Source organism: Halomonas sp. M1 (genome assembly GCF_029581375.1).
Taxonomy (GTDB): domain Bacteria; phylum Pseudomonadota; class Gammaproteobacteria; order Pseudomonadales; family Halomonadaceae; genus Vreelandella.
Map to the genome: position 1 here is coordinate 2,438,249 of NZ_CP121119.1, position 21,175 is coordinate 2,459,423.

The window sequence follows — 21,175 nt, forward strand, 5'->3', positions numbered from 1 at the left end:
ATGTCCCTCAGACTCAAATGGTCAGCGCTTCGGAAAGGCGGTTCAATCGACCACGCACCGACCCGTCAATGACGGTGTCGCCGGCACGCAGGATGACACCGCCAATAAGCGACTTGTCCACCTGAGTAGTAATGGAGATTTCGCGATTCAGACGTTTCTTGAGCGCGGTTGCTAGCTTGGTCTTCTGCTTGCTGTCCAGCTTGTAAGCTGAAACCACAGTGACGTCGATACGCTTTTCATGCTCTGCGCGTAGGCGCTCAAACTGATCAGCAATAGCATCTAGCGTCGCTAAGCGGCGCTGATCAGCTAAGGTGGTCAGAAAGCGTTTGAACGCATCATCTGCGTTGTCGGTCAGCATTTCTGCCAACAGTTCCACTTTCTTTTCACTGCTGAGTTTAGGGCTACCTAACAGGCCAGCAACTTGACGATCTTTGACGATTGATCCCGCCATTGCCAGTGCCTGTGACCAAGCGTCAAGCGCCTGATGATCGCGCGCGTATTCAAACGCCGCTTTGGCGTAAGGACGAGCGACGGTAGATTGTTCCGCCATGGGTCACCTCCTTACAGTTCAGCGGCAAGCTTATCAAGCAAGTCGCGGTGCGCTTTCTCGTCAACAGAGGCTTCAAGAACACGCTCAGCGCCTACGATCGCAAGGTGAGAAACCTGTGCACGCAGTTCGTCTTTCGCGCGATTAATTTCTTGCTCAATTTCTGCCCGAGCATTGGTAACCAAACGCTCGCCTTCGGCACGCGCTTGTTCCCGTGCTTCTTCGATCATTTGGGCAGAACGCTTGTTTGCTTGCTCGAGAATTTGAGATGCCTGCTCTTTGCTTTCACGCAGTGTCTGTTCTGCGCGTTCTTGAGCCAGCTCAAGGTCGCGGGTAGCACGGCTAGCTGCGTCCAAGCCATCAGCAATTTTCTTTTGACGCTCGTGAAGCGCGTTGCTGATCGGAGGCCACACATACTTTATGCAAAACCAGACAAAGATCGCGAAGGCGATCGTCTGCCCGATAAGCGTCATGTTGATATTCACAGGGATGTACCTCTGACAAATTCGTGGCGACCGGAGTGAAACAAAACCGAGCGGGGAGCCGCTCGGTCAAGCTGCATTAACCGGCAACAACGAAGATCAGGTACATCGCAATACCAACACCGATCATCGGAACGGCGTCAAGCAGACCCGCCATGATGAAGGTGCGGGTTTGCAGCTGGTCGCTAAGCTCTGGCTGACGTGCGGTGTTGTCCAACAGTTTGCCACCCAGCATGGCGAAACCAAAACCAGTAGTCAGGGCGCTAACACTGATCATGAAGGCAGCTGCAATGTAGACGATTTCCATGATGAAACTCCTAATAGTGCGTTAAGTTCAAGGGTTAAGGTTAAGGGTTATTGCAAAGCGTTGCTCTTGATTAATGATGCTCGTGTGCAGCACTCAGATACACGATAGTCAGCGTCGTGAAAATGAAGGCCTGCAACGATATCACTAAAATGTGGAAGATGGCCCACGGCACATCCAAAATCCAGATGGCCCAGAACGGCAGCAGGGCAATCAGAATGAAGATAACTTCACCGGCAAACATAGTGCCGAACAGTCGGAAGCCAAGGCTAACGGGTTTAACCAACAGGCCAACAATTTCAAGAATCAAATTGAAAGGCGCCAGCCACACCGTATTGAAGGGGGTCAGTGACAGCTCTTTACCGAACCCAGCCACGCCTTTCACTTTGCAGCTATAGTAGATAATCATTAAGAACACACCGATCGCCATACCCAGCGTGGCGTTAATATCGGTGGTTGGTACTATTTTCATGTACTCGAAGCCAAGCTTGCCAAACATTTCAGGCAAGTAGTCAACCGGTAGCAGTTTTAAGCTGTTCATGAGCAAAATCCACATGAAAAGCGTCAACGCGATTGGCCCAATATTTTTATTGTGACCATGAAACGTGGAGCGTGTTAGGCCTTCGATGAACTCGACAACCATTTCCACTGCGTTCTGCAGACCGCTGGGGACGCCTGTCGTGGCCGCTTTACCCGCCTTATGAAATAGCCATAGGAACAGAGCACCCATGCCAATAGACCAACCCATCGTATCCAAATGGATAGCCCAAAATCCCATTTCAGTGGCTTCGGCAGAGGTGGACGCAAGCGACCAGCCATTTTCCGGATGCTTACCGAACGTGAGGTTCTGGAGGTGGTGCTGTATGTAATAGATGGCCGATATTTCGTTATCCGCTGCCATACTGCTTCCTCAAGTTTAAGGGGTTGACCGCTCACGTACGAGCCAAGGTGCTAGCCAGTACATGAGTTGGGCCACCACATAGGCGACAAAGAAAAAAGCTGGGTTTGAAGGGGGCACTGATACTAGCACAATCACGAATAGCGCCACCGTCAAACCAAACTTACCTGCAGCTGCCTGATAAAAATTCAGTACATTTTGTTTAGATTGCCGGCCTGGGCGGCGTAGACCACGCCACACAAAATAGATGCCTGGCAATATGCTAACCACACCACCCATCAAGGCTGATAGTGCTGCTTGGCTGCCTGATACGCCGCCAGCAAGCGCCATAATGAGGGCTGTTACTACTAACTGGGCTTGAAATAGCCTTTTAAAATCTAACGTGCGACGTTTAGCAGTAGAGACATTTTGCACGTTGATCACTACTCCCGACTGCTTTTACCAGCGTTTAGCGTTATTGCCTGACGCCTATCGTCCCACACAACCTTTTAACAAACACGGGCGGATTATAGGGAAGCGCTATCACACCTTCAACCGAAGTTGCACGGATTTGACGCGTTTTGGCAACTACTTGCGACCAAAGGGTTAAAAAAATGGCTATATAACCCGCCTATTTTATATAGCCTGCTATTTAATATGCGCCAAGATACCGTCTAACTCTTCGAGACTGGTATAGCGAATAGTGACTTTTCCTTTGCCTTTCTGCCCGTGATCTATCGAGACAGGCGCACCTAATAGCTCACCTAAATGGGTTTCTAATCTTGCAACGTCTGGCGTTTTAGCTGTACGTGACTGAGGCGGGATAGGCGCTTGGCTGGTTTGAACCTTTTTGACCAACGCTTCGGTCGCCCGCACAGTAAGGTCATTATTGACCACCTCATGGGCAACCTGACGTTGCTGTGCGCTGTTTAGCGATAGCAGCGCCCGTGCATGCCCCATATCGAGATCACCGCGCTCAAGCAACGTTTGTACTTCAGGATCCAGCGCTAATAAGCGCAATAAGTTAGCGACCTGAGTACGCGATTTACCCACCGCATCGGCTATTTGCTGTTGAGTCAGCTCAAATTCATCACCTAAGCGTTTTAGCGCTAGGGCTTCTTCGATGGCGTTAAGGTTCTCACGCTGAATGTTTTCAATCAGCGCCAGGGCAAGGGCAACTTCATCGGTGACGTCGCGAATAACCGCCGGGATTACATCCAGTTCTGCCAACTGAGCAGCACGCCAGCGCCGTTCACCGGCAATAATTTCGTAGCGCTCCTTCCCTACGGGACGCACTACAATGGGCTGCATAACCCCTTGGGCGCGAATAGAATCCGCAAGTTCTTCCAGTGCTTCGGGCTGGATATCCCGGCGAGGCTGATACTTGCCGCGGGAAAGCTGGCCTAAGGGCAGACGCTCTAGGCGCTCCGCTGACGCATCATGGGAGGCAGCTGGCAATAACGGAGCGTCTGCGCTATCTAGCGTAGCACCACCGGTTAAATCTAAACTGTCACGACGACGGGCGCCCGCACCAATCAGGGCATCCAGGCCACGTCCTAGCGCGCGTTTACGCGTCATTCGCTTCCCCTCGAACTTTTAGCAATACGTAACTGCGACATCGTTATAGCGACAGTCGACGAATCATCTCTTTCGCTAGCACCCGATATGCCTGGCTGCCGCGTGAAAAGCGCGCGTATTGAGTCACAGGAAGCCCGTGACTGGGCGCCTCAGCAACTTTTACATTGCGCGGAATAGTCGTTTTTAACAACGCATCACCGAAAAATTCCCGCAGCTGTTTGTCAACTTCCCGCGTTAAGCTGGTGCGCTTATCGTACATGGTGCGCAAAATGCCAGAAATCGCCAGCTCAGGGTTAACACTTTGTTTGATCTGCTCCACTGTATCAAGCAGTGCTGACAACCCTTCCAGCGCGTAAAACTCGCATTGAAGCGGGATGAGTACGCCATCCGCTGCTGTCAGTGCGTTAACGGTAAGCATATTAAGCGACGGCGGACAGTCGATGAGCACCACATCGTAGTCATCGGCCACCTCGTTAAGCGCCAGCGATAAACGGCTTTGGCGCTGGTCGATGTCCAGTAGCTCTACTTCGGCCGCGGTCAAATCGCCGTTGCCGGGCAACACATCAAACTTTACCGGCAGGTTACGCACGATAACTTCGTTCGCGGTTGCCTCCCCCAGCAGTACATCGAGAACGCTTTTATCCAGCTCATATTTGTCGATGCCGCTGCCCATACTGGCATGCCCTTGTGGGTCTAAATCAACCAGCAGTACACGGCGATCCAGCGCTGCCAAGCTGGCCGCTAGATTTACGGCTGAGGTGGATTTGCCCACGCCGCCTTTTTGGTTGGTCAGGGCAATGATCTGGCTCACTACTCAACTCCTTTTGGGGTCAGAATCAACAGCTGCCGCTCGGCCGTTTCAAAAGGTACGCTCAACAGATGACGCTCTTGGAGCACGATACCTGGGGGTAATTGTTTCAATTCTTCATCGGCGCCGGGGCCTTTCATGGCCAGCCACTGCCCGTCTGCCGCCGGTAATGCTTGGGTGAGAATGACAAAATCCACCAAGCTAGCAAACGCCCGTGAAATGACTTGGTCAAACGCCTGGCCGTTAAACTGCTCAACGCGCACTTGGGTGGGTGTGACGTTGTTAAGGGCTAACTCCATCACCGCCTGGCGTTGAAAGCGTACTTTCTTACCGTTGCTATCAAGCAGCGTTACCTGCAGCTCAGGCTTGAGAATCGCTAACACTAACCCCGGCAACCCCGGCCCAGCGCCAACATCAAGCAACCTTGGCCCATGCACATAAGGAGCCACAGCGGCGCTATCAAGCACGTGACGGGAGACCATCTCTTCCACATCACGCACTGCGGTGAGGTTATAAGCCTTGTTCCACTTATGCAACAAAGCCAACAGCGCCAGCAACTGCTCGCGTTGTAAGGGGCTGATACGTAAGTTAAGCGCAGCTAACCCCTCATCCAAACGGGTCGCAACGCCAGTCGGTAAGCTTGCTATCAGAGGCTGCAAAGGGTTCATCCGTTAACCACCTCGGCACTACTGATTAAGCGACGTTTTTTCAAATGGACTAGTAAAATTGATATCGCCGAAGGGGTAACGCCAGAAATGCGTGCTGCATGTGCCAACGTTGCTGGACGTGCTTCGCTTAGCTTCTGGCGAATCTCATTAGAGAGCCCTTCTACCCGGTCATAGTCCAGTTCGGCAGGTAGCGGCGTTGCTTCGTGACGCTTAAGCTTATCGATTTCGTCCTGTTGACGTTCAATATAGCCTTGGTATTTCGCCTGAATTTGCACTTGCTCGGTAACCGATTCGTCTTCAATACCAGTACTTTCTAAGCCGGGTAACGTTGCAATATCTGCATAGGTTAGCTCAGGACGCTTAAGCAAGTCGCTTAAGCAGTATTCACGTGGCAGCGGCTTGCCGGTTTTTTCGGCAATCTTATCTGCCGCAGGGGTATTTGGCTGCACCCAGACGGTGGCTAATCGCGCGGTTTCACGCTCGATGGCTTCGCGTTTCTCGCTAAATGCTGCCCAGCGGGTATCGTCTACTAGGCCAAGTTCACGCCCTTTTTCAGTCAAGCGCAGGTCAGCGTTGTCTTCACGTAGCAAAAGACGGTACTCCGCACGGGATGTAAACATGCGGTAGGGCTCTTTGGTGCCCATGGTAATCAGATCATCCACCAGCACGCCAAGATAGGCTTCGTCCCGACGAGGGTACCAAGCGTCCAACTGCTTGGCGCGACGAGCAGCGTTTAAGCCCGCCAGCAGCCCCTGGGCACCTGCTTCTTCATAGCCGGTAGTGCCGTTAATTTGGCCAGCAAAAAACAGGTTGTGGATAAATTTGGTTTCCAGAGAGTGCTTTAAGTCCCGCGGATCAAAGAAATCGTACTCAATCGCGTAGCCTGGACGCGTGATATGTGCGTTTTCAAGCCCTTTGATTGATCGTACTACCTGCAGCTGAACATCAAACGGCAGTGAGGTGGAAATGCCGTTGGGATACAGTTCATGGGTATCTAGCCCTTCAGGTTCGATAAACACTTGGTGGCTCGATTTATCAGCAAAACGGTGCACTTTGTCTTCAATCGATGGGCAATAGCGTGGGCCAATCCCTTCAATTACACCAGAGTACATCGGCGAGCGGTCTAAATTACCGAGAATAATCTCGTGAGTGCGCTCATTCGTGTGCGCAATGTGGCAGCTCACCTGCTGAGGGTGCATATCCCGAGAGCCCAAATAAGACATGACGGGGGTTGGCATATCGCCAGGCTGCTCTTCTAGCTGCGAAAAGTCGACGGTTTTGGCATCAATACGCGGTGGCGTGCCTGTTTTTAACCGGTCAACGCGAAACGGCAGCGCACGCAGCCGTTCTGCTAGGGCGTTGGAGGGAGGATCACCCGCCCGGCCACCGCGACTTTGATCCAATCCAATGTGGATAACACCGCCTAAAAACGTTCCTGTTGAAAGCACGACTGAGTCGGCATGAAAGCGAATACCGGTTTCAGTAACAACGCCACAAACCGTGTGGTTATCCACAACCAGGTCGCCAGCAGCTTGCTGAAATATCGTCAAATTTGGCTGATTTTCGAGCATGCCGCGAATCGCTGCTTTGTAGCGAATGCGGTCAGCTTGGGCACGAGTAGCCCGAACGGCTGGGCCTTTGCGTGCGTTTAGTACACGAAACTGGATGCCGCCTAAATCCGTGGCTAGCCCCATTGCACCACCAAGTGCATCGATTTCTTTCACCAGGTGGCTTTTGCCGATCCCACCAATCGCTGGATTGCACGACATTTGGCCGAGCGTCTCGATGTTGTGGGTCAGCAATAGGGTTTGACAACCCATACGAGCAGAGGCCAGTGCGGCTTCAGTTCCCGCATGGCCACCGCCGATGACAATCACGTCAAAGCGGTCGGGATAGTTCAAAAGACACCTCGTCTTGTGCCATTAGGCACGCATTTTGTGAACCAGTGCATGAGCACTGGTGAGTAAGCCGGCCAGTATAAACCTCCTGTGGGTAACCGTCAGGTTTTTCCACACCCCAAATAACTACTTCACCTATTATTAATAATAAAATAAAAATATATAAGAGAAGTTCTGTTAATGCTGTAACTACTAGTGTGGACAAAATCTGTGTATAACTAACTTTTTTTTAATAAAAACATTTATTTACACTGTTGGTATTTAGGCGTTTAAACGGAGGAGTGCCTGCGTAGAAGCGGTGTTTGAGCTGTGGATGAAAAAGCGACTTACACACAGGGCGAATTAATAAGAGGTTATCCACCTCGCCATACCGAGTTTGTTACCGCACCTGTGAACAAGGCATCAGCCGAACACTAGAAGTGCTCATAGGTGTCCATAGCAAGGGATGTAGAGCAGAGGAGTTACAAAACTAAAAAATAGTATCCACAGGCAAAAAAAATGGCCTGTCGCACTGACAGGCCATAAAACGGGCAGTTATTAGTGGTTTTCGGTCCCTTTAATGCTTTAACACGCGCGCTAAAAATGATTGCGTACGCTCATGTTGTGGGGTATCGAAGAGTTGTTCAGGGGAACCTTGCTCGGTGATTTCTCCTTTGTGAATAAAAATAATCCGGTCAGCCACCTCTCGTGCAAAGCTCATTTCGTGGGTGACGATCACCATGGTCATGCCCTCTTTAGCTAGTTCACGCATGGCATCCAGTACTTCACCGATCATTTCCGGGTCAAGCGCTGAGGTTGGCTCATCGAACAGCATTAGCCGTGGTTCCATGGCCAACGCACGGGCTAGCGCAACGCGCTGTTGCTGGCCACCAGAGAGCTGGCTTGGGTACTTATCAGCTTGGTCGGCAATGCCCACGCGCTCAAGCAGTCGTTGAGCCGTTTCTTGGGCGTCCTGGCGGCTCCAGCCGCGCACTTTCATCGGAGCAAGGGTAATATTGTCCCGCACGCTTAGGTGGGGAAACAGATTAAATTGCTGAAACACCATGCCCACTTCGGTACGAATGGTTTGCAGCGCTTTGCCGCTTTTGCCGTGGGGTAGTAGTTCATTGCTATCCACGACTAGCGAGCCAGATTGAAACTCTTCTAGGCCGTTAATGCAGCGAATCAACGTCGATTTACCGGAGCCACTGGCACCAATCACGACGACCACCTCGCCAGGAACAATCTCAAGATCAATATTATTGAGTACGTGCAGGCTGCCAAAATGCTTGTTGAGCTGCTGCATACGCACAATAGGCTGCGTTGCGTTATTCATTGCGCTTGTCCTTATTGTCCGACGAGGCCTCTGCGCTCTAATTGACGCAGCAAAAGGGAGAGAGTCCAGGTAATGGCGAGGTACATCAGCGCCACCATGAAGTAGACCTCAAGGGCGGTAAACGTGGTTGCAATATAGATCTGGCCTTGGCGTACCAGCTCACCTACCCCGATAACGGAAAACAGCGATGTGTCCTTAATACTGATAATGCCTTGGTTGCCCAAGGGCGGGATCATGCGGCGAAACGCTTGGGGCCAAATGACGTAGCGAAACGCTTGGGAGCGGGATAGCCCGAGCGAGAGCGATGCCTCGCTTTGGCCACGTTCGATGGATTGAACCCCGCCACGCACAATTTCAGAGATATATGCCCCTGAATTAATAGCAATGGCGGCAATACCGGCCACCAACGCGTTAATAGGGCTGCCCAGTAGCTGCGGCAAGCCATAAAAGATAAACAGCACCTGAACAAGAATAGGGGTCCCGCGAAATACTTCGACATAGAAAATGGCGGGCCAGCGTAACCAGCGATGGCGGCTGATGCGCAGTAGGCCGAATAAGATACCGATAAAGAAGCCAATGGCGAGACCGCCAAACGAGATCATAAGCGTCCAGGGGATACCTGGCAGCAAGTGAGGAATTGAGCGAAACGCTGCCGCCCAATCAAACTGAAAAGTGACGTCCACGTGTCTTTCTCCTGAAAGGCATCCAAACAACGCAGGGCCGGGGGCTAGGCCGCCCGGCCCTGTCTCAGTTATTCACTGTGTAACGAAGTATTAATCGTCGCTGGGCGTTTCACCGAACCACTTTTCGTAGATTTCATCGTAGGTGCCATCTTCACGCATGGCTGCTAGCGCTTCGTTAGTGGGTTCTACCCACTGGCTGCCTTTATGGAACACGATGCCGTACTGCTGGCCCTCATACAGCGGGCCGACCACTTTAGTGCGGCCTTCGCCCCGGGTTTGAGCGAAGTAGGAGACGTTGGGGGCATCGTAGAAGGCAGCGTCAACGTTACGGCCTAACAGCGCCATATACATATCGCTGTTACCGGGATAGGGGGTGATGTCGGCATCGTCACCCAGCTGCTCTTGAAGGAAGTCGTAGCTGGTGGAGCCGATACGGGTAGCAATGGTGAGGCCGGCGAGGTCTTCGATAGTCTCAACATCATCGTTATCCGCTCGGACAATGATTTGTAGGCCTGAGTCGTAGTAGGGGTCGGAGAAATCGACGATCTCTGCGCGCTCTTCGGTAATCGTCACACCCGCAATGGCGATCTCTTGGCTACCGGTTTGCACGGCTGGAATAATACCGGCGAATTCCATGGTAGTTAGGTTGACCTCAAAGCCAGCACGATCGGCGACTTCATTAATGATATCCATATCGAAACCGATCATTTCACCGGTTTCTGGGTCCATCATTTCAAAGGGGACAAAGCTTGGGTCGGTGACCACGTTGACGGTGGGCGTCTCGGCCATGGCGGAGGTGGCCATACTGGCAAGACCAAAGGTGACGGCAGTGGCAATGACCGACTTTTGAATAGTGAGTTTCATTAGTTTCCCCGTGTTTTATGTTGTTGTTAGCGATATTTAAAGAAGGTGTTTCTTTAAAAATCGGGTTAACAACCGTTATTGACCTTTTAACCTTGGCGAGAAACCGCCAAGGCGTCAAGTCACGGGGAGAGCTTGCTACCAACGTTGGTTAGACCATAAAAGAGGCGCCACAGCCGCAGGTGGTGGTGGCGTTGGGGTTTTGCACCCGGAAACGCGCGCCGGCAAGACCCTCTTCGTAATCGATGGTTGAGCCGACTAAATACTGATAGGAGAGTGGATCGACCACCAGGGTGGCAGTGCCAAACTCGATAAGCGTATCGTCTTCGGCGACGTTTTCAGCGAAATCAAAACCGTATTGAAACCCTGAACAGCCGCCGCCGGTCACGTAAACGCGTAGTTTCAGCGCTGGGTTGCTCTCTTCTTCTATTAGCGCGTTGATACGACTGCGTGCGCTATCAGATAAAAGTAGAGGGGTTGGAACAAAAGCTTCTGCACCGCTCATGGGTACCTCCCGCGAGCTTTAAAGAACGAATAATCGGCATTAGAGAATGATTATGGGTAATTCCCAGCAAAAGGGTCAACTATTGCTGGGAATTAGTGAAGGCTTACGGCATTAAGGCGGGGGCTGTTAGGCCGGTATTCTCTTCAAAACCAAACATTAAGTTGAGATTTTGAATCGCTTGGCCCGAAGCGCCTTTGACCAGGTTATCAATCACGGAGAGCACCACGACGGTATTGCCGTTGCCCGGACGGTGGATAGCTAAACGGCAGGTATTGTTGCCTTTCACGCTGCGTGTTTCCGGGTGGCTACCTGCAGGCATTACATCCACAAACGGTTCGTTGGCATAACGCTGCTCAAACAGCGCCTGTAAATCGTCGGGTTCACTGGTGAGTGAGCTGTAGAGCGTCGCGTGAATACCGCGAATCATCGGTGTTAGGTGGGGGACAAAGGTGAGTCCTACCGGATGTTGCTGCATATCCCCCAAGCCTTGGCGAATTTCCGGTAAATGACGATGACCAGCCGCGCCATAGGCTTTCATGGATTCGCTGGCTTCAGCTAAAAGTGACGCCACTTTGGCCCCACGGCCAGCGCCGGTAACCCCTGATTTACAGTCGGCGATTAGCTGGCTTGGGTCGATTAGTCCAGCTTCTAAAAGCGGCAGGTAGCCAAGTTGAACAGCCGTTGGATAGCAGCCAGGTACGGCAATTAAGCGGGCATTTTTAATCGCTTCACGATGCATTTCTGGCAGGCCGTAGACGGCTTCTTTTAGAAGCTCTGGTGCGCCGTGGGGCTGGTCGTACCATTGGCTCCACTCCGCTGCATCGCGCAGGCGGAAATCCGCTGATAGGTCGATGACCCGCGTACCGTTATCGAGCAGTTCCCCGGCAAGGGCGTGGGCCACGCCGTGGGGTGTGGCAAAAAACACGGCATCCATCGCCCCTAGTGCGTTGGCATCGGGTTCGCTAAACGCCAGCGTGTCGTAGTGGCCGCGCAGGTTGGGGTACATATCGCACACCTTAACGCCCGCTTCCGATCGTGAGGTAATCGCTTCTACGCTAACGTGGGGGTGCTGGGCGAGAAGCCTTAAGAGCTCTACACCGGTGTAACCCGTACCGCCGACAATACCAACCTTAATCACAAACCACTCCTTGCGCGTTGAGCACGTTATGTCTTAACAATAAAGCGCTAGTCATAAACAGCCTTATTAAATGGAAACAGGCTGTCGAAGCGTATCAAGCTATGATACACAAGAGGCGTCCCCCATAAGAGCGCTCAATGGTACGAACCCTAATAACCACTGTGTTAGCTAACTCGGGTACCTTGATAGAACCCTTCGTAACCTAAGCGCAAGGATGGTCGCTGTGGCACGCTTTTCCCGATCAGATTTCACCTTAGAGAGTTTTCGTCGACAATTAGCGAACGTGGATGCCCTACCGCAGCTATGCGTGCTGGGGCTGATGTCTGGAGTGATTACTGGCGCGTTGATGGTAGCCTTTCGCTTACTGCTCGAGGCGGGCGCGGCGCTCTATATGCCTGAGGGTGACCCGGAAGCCTTTGAAGGCTTGGCTCCATGGGTGCGAGCGCTATTGCCAATAGTAGCGGTAAGCCTCGTGGGCACGCTGCTATATCGTCAAAGAGCCACGGCACGTAAGTTGGGGGTAGGGCATGTCATTGAGCGCCTTACCTATCACCAAGGGCGTTTTCCACTGCGCAACTGGTTAAACCAGTGGTGGGTGGGGGCAGTGTCTGTTTTAGGTGGGCTTTCTGCTGGGCGTGAAGGGCCTGCTATCCACTTGGGCGCTGCTGCATCCAGCGGCTTAGGTCTTAAGCTTCGCTTGCCTAACAATAGCCTGCGCGTATTAGTTGCCTGCGGTACCGCCGCGGGTATTTCAGCCTCGTTTAACACGCCGATTGCTGGGGTGATCTTCGCCATGGAGGTGGTGATGATGGAGTACACCCTGATGAGCTTTATGCCGGTTATTCTGGCATCGACCATGGGCGCGCTGGTGGCCCAAATGGCTTATGGCAACGAACCCGCATTTCGTATCCCCGAAGTGGCGTTGGGTTCATTGATGAACCTGCCTTGGGTGGTGGTGATAGGGTTGGTGATCGGCCTGTTGGCGGGGCTGTTCATTCACATATCTCGCAGCCAACAGCTGCAGGCGTGGCCACTATGGCTGCGCTTAGCGCTAGTGGGTGTTGCAACCGGCGCCGTAGCTTGGTGGTTTCCCGAAGTGCAGGGCATTGGTTACGATAGCGTTGCAGCGGCACTTAATAATCAGCTTGAACTCAATGTGCTGTTTGCCCTGATGATTGCCAAACTGCTGATTACCGCAATTACCGTCGCGGGGGGAGTACCCATTGGCATTATTGGGCCGGTACTAGTGATAGGCGCTGCCACTGGCGCGTTAGGGGGGATGTTAGGCGGTTGGCTATGGCCAGATAAAGCCGCAGACCCTGGGGTGTATGCCATGCTGGGAATGGCAGCGATGATGGGGGCGGTGCTTCAAGCGCCGCTGGCAGCGTTGATGGCGCTGCTTGAGCTAACCCACTCGCCGAACATTATGCTGCCGGGCATGTTAGTGGTCGTAGTGGCCTGCTTAACGTCGCGCCAACTAACAGGCTGTGAGGGCTTTTTTATTAGCTCGGTACGTTACGGTTTGCACCCCCTTCAGCAGCCGTTGATGCAGGCGCTTTCGCGGGTTTCTGTGCCCGCGGTGATGGAGCGGCAGCTGGTGCGTACTGAGCGCATGATAACGCCGGCCCATGCCCGTCGTTTGCTAGAAACTAGCCCCGTTTGGCTGGTGATTGAGCGCTCAAGCAGTGAAAAACCGGTGCTGGCGCTCAAGGCTGCGGAACTCGCCCGCTGGTTGCTGGAGCACGATAAAGCGCTTGAGGGAGAAACCCCACGAGAAGATGAATTGATCGACTTGCTTGAAGTTCCCGGTCAGCGTCTAGAGATGGCGCCTATCGCCTTGCAGGCAACGCTTTCTGAAGCGTTTCTAACATTGCAGGCGGATTCCCTGGATGCGCTCTACGTGGTACACGGCAATCGACCAAAGCATCAGCGTATTTCAGGTATCATTACCCGTGATGCCATCGAGCGTTACTATCACTACGTTGACCCACTCAGTGTTGAAAACCACAGCACTGAAAAAAAGCACTGACTCCCATGCTGCTATTTTCCAGCAATGACCCCACCGCCTAAGGAGAGACCATGTATTTATGGATAAAAGCCATTCATTTAATGGCTGTTATCACTTGGTTTGCCGCGCTATTTTATTTACCGCGCCTATACGTTTACCACGCCATGGCCCGGGATAAAGGCGATGAACAGGCCATAGGCTATTTCAAAACCATGGAGCGTAAGCTGTATCGGGGCATTATGACGCCCTCAATGATTGTGGTACTGATCTTTGGCGGTTGGCTGCTCTATTTGGTGCCCGCGTGGTTTAGCCAAGGCTGGATGCACGCCAAGTTAGCGCTGGTCGCGCTGCTGATTGCTTATCACCATGTATGTCTCATTTATTTAAAACAATTTGAACAAGCCCGCTGCACCAAAAGCCACGTGTTTTTCCGCTGGTTTAACGAAGCGCCCGTCATTGCGTTAATTGCAATTATTATTCTTGCGGTGGTGAAGCCCTTTTGATGCGCCAACCTCTTCCTCCCGTGGTATTAGTGCTTGCAGGCCACGACCCAACCGGCGGTGCTGGGCTGGTGGCCGATAGTGAAGCGATTAGGGCCTGTGGCGGTTGGGCGGTGACAATCCCTACCGCGCTAACCGTGCAAAATTGTCACGATGTGATGCGAATTTTGCCCGCCGATCCCGGCGCCATGCGCCAAATGGCCGAGGCGTTAGGTGATATGCAGATTGCCGCGATTAAACTTGGCCTACTAGCCGATGAGCCAACGCTGCGTGCGGCAGAGCAAATTATTCGCCGGTTTCCAGGCGTACCGGTGGTGGCTGACCCGGTGCTTAAAGCAGGGGGGGGAACTGAGTTATCCACACCTGCTTTGCAGAAACTGTATGTAGACCGTTTATTACCCCTTGTGGATATTTTAACCCCCAACCGTTTTGAGCTTGCTGCGCTTACACCTGAGGTCACCGCGCCTTTTGACGATACGGCGCGTGCTGTGGTCTTACTATCAAAGGGTTGCCAAGCGATTTTAGTGACGGCAACCGACGACCCTCTGCCAGGCAATACGCAGCAAGTGGTGCACACCCTGCACTCGCCAGATACCACCCGCCAGTGGCAATGGCCTCGCTTACCAGAAATCTTTCACGGCTCTGGCTGCACGCTAGCATCAGCAATTGCCGCACGATTAGCCGTGGGTGAGCGCTTACCATCGGCTTGTGAACAGGCGCAGCACTTTACCTGGGAAAGCCTGTCTCAAGGCTATCAGCCACCCAGTGGTCAGTGCTTGCCCAATCGCTTGCCATACCCTGTACGTTTTTGATCTCATTGGCGGTAAACCATTTATATTGAGGATGCCATGACCACATCTGCTGAACTGTTTGACCTCGCGAGTCGCCATATTCCGGGTGGCGTTAACTCGCCTGTCCGTGCGTTTAAAGGCTTACATCGCCCGCCAGTATTTATGGAGCGTGCTCAAGGCGCTTATCTGTTTGATGTGGAGGGTAACCGCTACGTAGATTATGTTGGCTCCTGGGGGCCGATGATTACTGGTCATGCTGACCAAGACGTACTGGCAGCAGTGCGCGCGCGACTGGATAACGGCCTCTCCTTCGGTACGCCAACGGCGGTTGAAACCACCATGGCGGATCTTCTCTGCGAGATGATCCCCACCATGGAGATGGTACGCATGACCAGCTCGGGCACTGAGGCGACGATGTCGGCCATTCGCTTAGCGCGAGGTACGACAGGGCGCGACAAGATTGTTAAATTTGAAGGTAATTACCACGGCCACTCGGACTCACTGCTTGTTAAGGCGGGTTCCGGCGCGTTAACTCACGGCGAACCCAGCTCGCCCGGTGTGCCCGCTTCGCTTGCTGAACACACCATTACCCTCTCGTTTAACGACCCTGAAGGGGTTGAGGCGTGTTTTGCTGAGATAGGCGAGCAAATTGCCTGCATCATTGTCGAGCCAGTAGCTGGCAACATGAACTGTATCCCACCTCAGCCGGGGTTTCTGGAAACGCTGCGCCGCGTATGTAATGAGCACGGCAGTATTTTGATTTTCGATGAAGTCATGACGGGGTTCCGCGTTGCGCTCGGCGGTGCTCAAGCACATTACGGCATCACCCCTGATTTAACCTGCCTAGGTAAGATTGTCGGCGGTGGTATGCCCGTTGGCGCATTCGGCGGTAAACGGGAAATTATGCAGAATATTTCGCCACTGGGGCCGGTGTACCAAGCCGGTACGCTTTCCGGTAATCCGCTGGCCATGGCTGCAGGGGTCGCCCTGTTAACCAAGCTACAGGTGCCTGGCTTTCACGATGCATTGACTCAGCGGGTACAAACGCTGTGTAACGGTCTGCAGGAACGTGCCAATGCTGCCCGCGTACCGATGATGACCCAATCAGCCGGTGGTATGTTCGGTGTCTTTTTCACCTCACAGTCACGGGTAGATAACTTCGCTCAGGCCACTGCGTGCAACCCAGAGGCTTTCCGGCGTTTCTTTGGTGCCATGTTGGATCACGGCGTTTACCTTGCCCCTTCTGCTTTTGAAGCAGGCTTTATGTCGAGCGCTCATTCACCTGAAGATATTCAGTTCACCTTAGATGCCGCAGAAAAAGCCTTCTCTGTTATGTAACACAAAGTAACGGAGGTCTGCTTCTACTGCTACACTGCAAGAGCCGCTCATTGTGAGCGGCTCTTGTGGTTAATGAGGTAGGCAAGCATGAAAGCTTGGCACTATGGATTGTTTAATTACGCACTTTTAACAGCCGTTATCACCCTGGGTGTACCCTTAGGCGCAACTGCTGCACAGGAGCAAGCTATGACAAAGATTCACATTACAATGAGTGGCTCGCCAGGCGCTGAATTTTCCGCCGAGTGGCGTATTACGCACGAAGGCGAAACAACCGAGCACCTCGAAGAGCGGGGAACAGTACCCGCAGAATATACCTTTGAAGGAACATCTTTAGAGGGAACGGTAAAACTACTGACTGATGATGAGCGCCTTGACGTTGATATCGTAAAAGGCACTAATCGCTCGCGTTCTTCTACCCAAGGCAAAGGCGGCACGCTAACCGTGATGGTGCGCTAAAACGAAAAAACCGCCCCGTAAGGGGCGGTTGATAATAACAAGCGGAGCCTTTACCACTGCGTAGAAACGGCAGAGTTGTTGTAGCCAGCTTGTGAGTGATTAGCATAGGCAACACTACCGCTTTGGCGAATGGTTGATACGTTGCTTTTACCTGTCTGGGATACAACAGCCTTGTGGTTATCACCCTGTTGGAAAATCCAAGATGAGCTTAAGTCGGCGTTATCTTGGGTAACTTCAGCTTTATTATCGTTACCGCCTTGATAAACAAAGCTCCAGGTTTCATCAGCGTTATTTGTTTGTAGAATATCCGCTTCGTTGCCATTACCCATTTGCTGAATAATGGAATCACTTAGTGAAGAGTTTTGAATCTGGCGAACATTGGCTGTGTTGTTATCACCTGTTTGCTCAACCCAAGAGTCATTACGATTGCCACCGAGCTGTTCTACATTAGAGGTGTTGCCTTGGCCATTTTGTAAAACAATGGATTCGTGGCGATCGCCAGTTTGATACACATCTGACTGGTTGCTAGTGCCCATTTGTACTACTCGAGAATATTGGCGATGACCCTGCTGTGTTGTTTCAGCTACGTTGTAATCACCATCTTGAGTAATCAGGGAAGTACGCATATTGGGTTGATTAAAACCGTCTAAGCTGGCACGAAGCGCATTCTGGGAATCAAACGTGGGATTTGCACCAGTGTTTGCGGCAGGCGTTGTTGTTGAGTCGTCATAAAGACGCGGCTCAGCAACAGCAGACATTGATGCAGCCAGTACGAGCGCAGAAGCAATAGCAGTAAGTTGGATTTTCATGTTGTTTCCCCTTTGTTTCGATCTACTTGCTGTGGTGGTTTACTGAGAAGCAGATAGCCACTCAGTAGGTATCGATAGTGACCGCTCGTGTGTTGCCCGAATAGTTTTGTTGCTGGACACTTACACCGCGTAGGCCACTGCCCGATTGTGAAATTGTTACATCTCCGCTAAAACCTAACTGGTCAATATCAGCTCGGAGTGAAAGATTATTGCCTTGCTGGTAAATATTGGCAGTGTGGTTATCACCTTGCTGCCATATGACGCCAATGTTGTTGCCGCTAGTTTGTTGTATGCTTGCTTGGTTATTATTTCCGCGCTGATTGATATGCGAAAAATTGGCTAGCTGATAACTTAGCGAACGTGACTGAAGAACATTTGCCTGATTGTGATTACCTTGTTGCTGTATAATACTAATGTTCCCCTGAAAAGACGCATGATCAATATGTGCCATATATTGAGAAATCCGAGAGCCTTTATTTAGTTCAGATACACTGCCGTTAGCTTCCACATTAGAAGTAATGTTTAAGCTTAAAATAGTAAGCATCACCACGGCAAAATGGGTTTTTTTGCGTAACCTTTGTATCGTGTGATGTTGGCGTAAAGGTTGCATTTTTTATCCTTTTTGAAACGCAATGTATCTTTTTGTTTCATGGTTTGATTGTGGACTATTTGAAGAATGCCGCCATAAGAAAATTTGTTATTATTAAGATTAGTTTTTTAATTAGTATCTAAAATTATTTTTGTACATACTTAATACTTTTTTTGTAACTTTTTGGTGCTTATTTTTTTAATGATTTTTAAACATTAAAAAAGGCCACTCAGTGAGTGGCCTTTAAAATTTTTTATTATTTTGTAACGATTCCCTTGGACGAGCGATTACAAAAGCTATCAAAGCATAGGTATAGGCGCGTTAAGGTAGTCATTTAAAATGGTTTCTTGAAGAGAAGTACCCGGCGCTAGGTTCCATAGTTGATTCTCAATGCCTCTTGCTACCAGATGAATCACAGATGACTCAATGGCTGACATAACGGCAAGTTGAACAGGCTCATTGGTAGTAATGCCCGTTTCTATCTCTAATAAGCGCCTAAAATCAATAAAGCGGTACACCCCGGCCCTCAACTCTTTTGAGTAGATTGTTTTCGTTGTCGTTACATTGGCTAATATTTCACCTGTCGATATTTCGACTGCACGTAAATTAACCGTTACCTGGTCTACCTGATACTGGCCGGATGCCCCAATGCCAAAATATTCAGCACCGGCTCCCCCGGTTCGTACATTCGACTCATAAGCAATAATGCCGCCTTCCAGCATTACCGACGCGGCTCTTAAAGAGGGCAGTGTGTCTGGTTGGCCAAAGCGCTCAAACTCTGCACGAATGATACGCCGCTCGGTTAACAAGTTCTGAAGGCCAACACGCTCAAGGGGTATAAACCAGCCTGAATCTGCTAATGCGCCAGTGAGCATAGCGGCTGCTCCTTGAGTAACTGCCGTAGAGAAGGTACTCGCTGGGGCTGGGCGGTACTGTCCCGTTTGGTCGCGGAAGTCATAGACAGAAACAAAAATCTTACCTGCTGGCGGTGGAAGCGAGATAAGGTCCTGATAGGTTGCGCCCCGCGGTGTTAATGTTGCCTGCGCTCCTTCTAAATTTTCAGAGTTAGCTACTACGCCAGCGCAGCCGCTGAGTAATAATATGACAAGCATGATAGCCGCAGTTTTCATAGAGTTCCCCTTTTTTAAGACGACGTAACCCTAGGGCTTTAGTGTTAAGCCCGAAAAGTTTTGTTAATTTAAGCGGGGTGGAGATTACGGATTAAATAAACCACCGACGCTAATATTGGTTACATCTCCGGTTAACTTATCTACAACTCTAACGGTGAGCTCCCCTCCCACATCGTTAACCACAACACTGAAATCGTCACTATCAAAACCCCCATCGCTTATATCACCCCGACCGACATCAGAAATTAATTGAGAAATTAGCCGACTTTCTAAATTTTGAATCAACCTTTGTGTAGGGTTAAGTGGCTGAGCGCGCCTTGCATTAGGGTCTGTGTTGGTATCCTGAGCCTGCGCTTTACCTAAAAGGTAGCTCCCCATAAATGGATCGCCCCCAAAAGAGGGATTAAGCGGTCGATAAATTAACTCCCCAGCCTGAGCAATGGGAGATAGTGCTAACACGAGCAGTGCCGTTGCTGCGCTAACGTTTTTTACTGTTTTCATTAGAATAACTCCTCTCTTCCCAAGTCTTTGTCAGAGGTAAGAGCAGAAGCCAGCTGATGCTGGAGAAGCGCTTCCTCGACGATTTGTACAGCCTCTCCAGCGACAAGATCTGCTTCGCTAATCCTGGGAGAGAGCTGCGTTCTGAAGTACATCCGGTTGCCTTCCATAATCCATACTTGGCTACCCCAACGTGCATCAGGGCGCTCTTGAATGGTGAGCGTGGCATTGCCTATCAATAAGTTGTCCATCGCCCGTTGGCTAAAGGCGCGATAGAACGTTTTACCCGCCATCGTGATGGTTCGATCAACCATTATTCCGGTTAGCTCGCTGCTGCCAGTAACACGGCTCTGAATTTCCGGGCCATCAGAGCTTGATAGTTGATTAATTGAATCTATGGCGTCTTGTTCACTTGTCGCCAGTGAGTCGCTGGGTGAGGCCGGTTGATTAGCGAGTACCCATGATGTTGGCGACAACGCTAAAAAACTTGCGATTAAAACGACATAAAATAGTGGCATGGCAAGTAGCCCTTTTTTAGCAATTTTCTAACACTGGATTAACGGCTAACGATGCCGCTTTAAGCTTCGGGCAGTATCGATATTGGGTAAAATTGGACCTAAATTTTGATGTATCCAGTTAAGTGCTTGAATTCGGTTATGTACGTTTATTTTTCGGAATATGTTGTACAGGTGGGATTTAACGGTGTGTTCGCTTACAAACAGCTTGTCAGCTATTTGTTGATTGGAAGAACCCGCGCTTAAGAGAGAGATAATCTCCATTTCCCGGTTAGTAAGGCCACAAGCTGGGCGGAAAGCGTTACTTTGGTACTTACGATAGAAAAGGATCAGCTTTGCCATAAGATCCCGCGACATCCAAAGGTCTCCCTCCAACAACGCATGGATACCCTTGCAAATAACCTCGAGGCTCTCGTTGCGGTAAAACACGCCTTTCAACTGAGCGCAGGAGAGCGCTTCTAGTGCGTGATCCATGTCGTGGATGTTAAACGCTGCAAGGGGGACTTTCGTAAGTGTATCTGTCAACTTATCTTGCCAGTCTGGTAACGCATCAACACTGATGTGGTCACTGTCGATCAGAATCAGCATTCTCTCTGCGGTTGTCGCGGGAAGTGCTATGCCCGGAGAGTAAATGCTGACCGTGCAGCCTGTATGCTCATGTAAATAATCAGCAAAAAGCTGAGATTGGGGGCTTTTCTCTGTGATGATATACACCAATTCATCTGCGTTTTCCTGCGGCATTGTGGAGTCCTCATAGATAGAAAGAGTGAGCAAGGGATCACCCAAGTGTTGCCTATAAGATACATTTCGTAAAGTTTTGTTATTAGATATATGGTAAAAATATATGATATATAGATATTCTTTGCAGCTATATGCA

25 protein-coding genes are annotated in these 21,175 nt (G+C 51.0%); 5 read left to right on the top strand and 20 right to left on the bottom strand.

Annotation, left to right across the window (positions count from 1 at the left end; all coding sequences use genetic code 11):
- Positions 1-13 precede the first annotated feature (13 nt).
- The 14 genes from P8S54_RS11220 to argC all read right to left on the bottom strand — a co-directional run bounded on the left by P8S54_RS11220 (position 14) and on the right by argC (position 11,664).
- Entirely contained in the window at positions 14-550 is a 537-nt protein-coding gene (locus P8S54_RS11220; RefSeq protein ID WP_281441814.1) for a F0F1 ATP synthase subunit delta, read from the bottom strand.
- An 11-nt stretch (positions 551-561) separates the two neighbouring features.
- A complete protein-coding gene (locus tag P8S54_RS11225; protein WP_281441815.1) occupies positions 562-1,032 on the bottom strand; it encodes a F0F1 ATP synthase subunit B in 471 nt (156 codons plus the stop codon).
- A 76-nt stretch (positions 1,033-1,108) separates the two neighbouring features.
- The gene (gene atpE / locus P8S54_RS11230; RefSeq protein ID WP_281441816.1) at positions 1,109-1,336 is read right to left on the bottom strand and encodes a F0F1 ATP synthase subunit C; all 228 of its coding nucleotides are present in this window, start codon (positions 1,334-1,336) and stop codon (positions 1,109-1,111) included.
- Positions 1,337-1,406: 70 nt separating this feature from the next.
- Positions 1,407-2,234 (bottom strand): F0F1 ATP synthase subunit A, encoded by an 828-nt coding sequence (gene atpB / locus P8S54_RS11235; RefSeq protein ID WP_281441817.1) that lies wholly within the window; start codon positions 2,232-2,234, stop codon positions 1,407-1,409.
- Between the two features lie 15 nt (positions 2,235-2,249).
- Positions 2,250-2,645 carry an ATP synthase subunit I gene (locus P8S54_RS11240; RefSeq protein WP_281441818.1) on the bottom strand — a complete coding sequence of 132 codons (396 nt, stop codon included), beginning with the start codon at positions 2,643-2,645 and terminating at the stop codon, positions 2,250-2,252.
- 213 nt (positions 2,646-2,858) lie between these two features.
- A complete protein-coding gene (locus P8S54_RS11245) occupies positions 2,859-3,788 on the bottom strand; it encodes a ParB/RepB/Spo0J family partition protein (protein WP_281441819.1) in 930 nt (309 codons plus the stop codon).
- 43 nt (positions 3,789-3,831) lie between these two features.
- Entirely contained in the window at positions 3,832-4,599 is a 768-nt protein-coding gene (locus tag P8S54_RS11250; RefSeq protein WP_281441820.1) for a ParA family protein, read from the bottom strand.
- A complete protein-coding gene (gene rsmG, locus P8S54_RS11255) occupies positions 4,599-5,264 on the bottom strand; it encodes a 16S rRNA (guanine(527)-N(7))-methyltransferase RsmG (protein ID WP_281441821.1) in 666 nt (221 codons plus the stop codon). The genes P8S54_RS11250 and rsmG overlap by 1 nt, the downstream gene beginning before the upstream one ends.
- Positions 5,261-7,165, bottom strand: coding sequence for a tRNA uridine-5-carboxymethylaminomethyl(34) synthesis enzyme MnmG (gene mnmG, locus P8S54_RS11260; RefSeq protein WP_281441822.1), 1,905 nt, complete (start codon positions 7,163-7,165; stop codon positions 5,261-5,263). The genes rsmG and mnmG overlap by 4 nt, the downstream gene beginning before the upstream one ends.
- A gap of 553 nt (positions 7,166-7,718) precedes the next feature.
- Positions 7,719-8,477 carry an amino acid ABC transporter ATP-binding protein gene (locus P8S54_RS11265; RefSeq protein WP_009098085.1) on the bottom strand — a complete coding sequence of 253 codons (759 nt, stop codon included), beginning with the start codon at positions 8,475-8,477 and terminating at the stop codon, positions 7,719-7,721.
- Positions 8,478-8,488: 11 nt separating this feature from the next.
- On the bottom strand, positions 8,489-9,160 hold the full coding sequence (locus P8S54_RS11270) for an amino acid ABC transporter permease (RefSeq protein WP_281441823.1): 672 nt from the start codon (positions 9,158-9,160) through the stop codon (positions 8,489-8,491).
- A 90-nt stretch (positions 9,161-9,250) separates the two neighbouring features.
- Complete coding sequence (locus P8S54_RS11275) at positions 9,251-10,024, bottom strand: transporter substrate-binding domain-containing protein (protein ID WP_281441824.1); 774 nt, start codon at positions 10,022-10,024, stop codon at positions 9,251-9,253.
- A gap of 148 nt (positions 10,025-10,172) precedes the next feature.
- Positions 10,173-10,526 carry an iron-sulfur cluster insertion protein ErpA gene (gene erpA, locus P8S54_RS11280; RefSeq protein ID WP_009098079.1) on the bottom strand — a complete coding sequence of 118 codons (354 nt, stop codon included), beginning with the start codon at positions 10,524-10,526 and terminating at the stop codon, positions 10,173-10,175.
- 103 nt (positions 10,527-10,629) lie between these two features.
- Positions 10,630-11,664 carry an N-acetyl-gamma-glutamyl-phosphate reductase gene (gene argC / locus P8S54_RS11285; protein WP_281441825.1) on the bottom strand — a complete coding sequence of 345 codons (1,035 nt, stop codon included), beginning with the start codon at positions 11,662-11,664 and terminating at the stop codon, positions 10,630-10,632.
- A gap of 223 nt (positions 11,665-11,887) precedes the next feature.
- On the opposite strand from argC, the gene P8S54_RS11290 reads away from it, so the two are divergent.
- The 5 genes from P8S54_RS11290 to P8S54_RS11310 all read left to right on the top strand — a co-directional run bounded on the left by P8S54_RS11290 (position 11,888) and on the right by P8S54_RS11310 (position 16,757).
- Entirely contained in the window at positions 11,888-13,693 is a 1,806-nt protein-coding gene (locus P8S54_RS11290; RefSeq protein ID WP_281441826.1) for a chloride channel protein, read from the top strand.
- Positions 13,694-13,743: 50 nt separating this feature from the next.
- Positions 13,744-14,175, top strand: a complete 432-nt coding sequence (gene hemJ / locus P8S54_RS11295; RefSeq protein ID WP_281441827.1) for a protoporphyrinogen oxidase HemJ — start codon at positions 13,744-13,746, stop codon at positions 14,173-14,175.
- A complete protein-coding gene (locus P8S54_RS11300) occupies positions 14,175-14,984 on the top strand; it encodes a hydroxymethylpyrimidine/phosphomethylpyrimidine kinase (RefSeq protein WP_281441828.1) in 810 nt (269 codons plus the stop codon). The genes hemJ and P8S54_RS11300 overlap by 1 nt, the downstream gene beginning before the upstream one ends.
- Positions 14,985-15,020: 36 nt before the next feature.
- Complete coding sequence (gene hemL / locus P8S54_RS11305; protein ID WP_281441829.1) at positions 15,021-16,301, top strand: glutamate-1-semialdehyde 2,1-aminomutase; 1,281 nt, start codon at positions 15,021-15,023, stop codon at positions 16,299-16,301.
- Positions 16,302-16,487: 186 nt separating this feature from the next.
- Positions 16,488-16,757, top strand: coding sequence for a hypothetical protein (locus P8S54_RS11310; RefSeq protein ID WP_281441830.1), 270 nt, complete (start codon positions 16,488-16,490; stop codon positions 16,755-16,757).
- 50 nt (positions 16,758-16,807) lie between these two features.
- On the opposite strand, the gene P8S54_RS11315 is transcribed toward P8S54_RS11310, so the two are convergent.
- The 6 genes from P8S54_RS11315 to P8S54_RS11340 all read right to left on the bottom strand — a co-directional run bounded on the left by P8S54_RS11315 (position 16,808) and on the right by P8S54_RS11340 (position 21,039).
- Positions 16,808-17,566 (bottom strand): hypothetical protein, encoded by a 759-nt coding sequence (locus P8S54_RS11315; protein WP_281441831.1) that lies wholly within the window; start codon positions 17,564-17,566, stop codon positions 16,808-16,810.
- A gap of 61 nt (positions 17,567-17,627) precedes the next feature.
- Entirely contained in the window at positions 17,628-18,176 is a 549-nt protein-coding gene (locus tag P8S54_RS11320) for a hypothetical protein (protein WP_281441832.1), read from the bottom strand.
- Between the two features lie 278 nt (positions 18,177-18,454).
- Positions 18,455-19,285 carry a CsgG/HfaB family protein gene (locus tag P8S54_RS11325; protein ID WP_281441833.1) on the bottom strand — a complete coding sequence of 277 codons (831 nt, stop codon included), beginning with the start codon at positions 19,283-19,285 and terminating at the stop codon, positions 18,455-18,457.
- Between the two features lie 84 nt (positions 19,286-19,369).
- On the bottom strand, positions 19,370-19,786 hold the full coding sequence (locus tag P8S54_RS11330) for a curli assembly protein CsgF (protein ID WP_281441834.1): 417 nt from the start codon (positions 19,784-19,786) through the stop codon (positions 19,370-19,372).
- Positions 19,786-20,301: a CsgE family curli-type amyloid fiber assembly protein gene (locus tag P8S54_RS11335; RefSeq protein ID WP_281441835.1), complete on the bottom strand. Its 516-nt coding sequence runs from the start codon at positions 20,299-20,301 to the stop codon at positions 19,786-19,788. The genes P8S54_RS11330 and P8S54_RS11335 overlap by 1 nt, the downstream gene beginning before the upstream one ends.
- Before the next feature lie 45 nt (positions 20,302-20,346).
- Entirely contained in the window at positions 20,347-21,039 is a 693-nt protein-coding gene (locus P8S54_RS11340) for a response regulator transcription factor (protein WP_281441836.1), read from the bottom strand.
- Between the last annotated feature and the right edge of the window lie 136 nt (positions 21,040-21,175).